Below are 207 nucleotides of genomic sequence, written 5' to 3'. Positions count from 1 at the left end.
AAAAAAATTATTGCAAGTCCAGATTGTTTCGAATATAGCAATCTATTAATTTATTTATACAGAAAGTACTTATAAAATGGGAGTTTTTAGACCAATAAAAAAATTTAAAAAAAGTAATTTTTTTGCGGTATTTTGTCGATTTTTATACCCTCCAGAAAAAAGAACTTTCTGAATATAATGATTTCTGTTTAAATTTATTGTGTGCTA

The sequence above is a fragment of the Bacillus sp. JJ1532 genome (genome assembly GCF_036965085.1).
In the GTDB taxonomy this organism is placed as follows: domain Bacteria; phylum Bacillota; class Bacilli; order Bacillales; family Cytobacillaceae; genus Cytobacillus.
The sequence above is the reverse complement of the archived record's forward strand: the minus strand, read 5'-3'. Positions refer to the sequence as shown.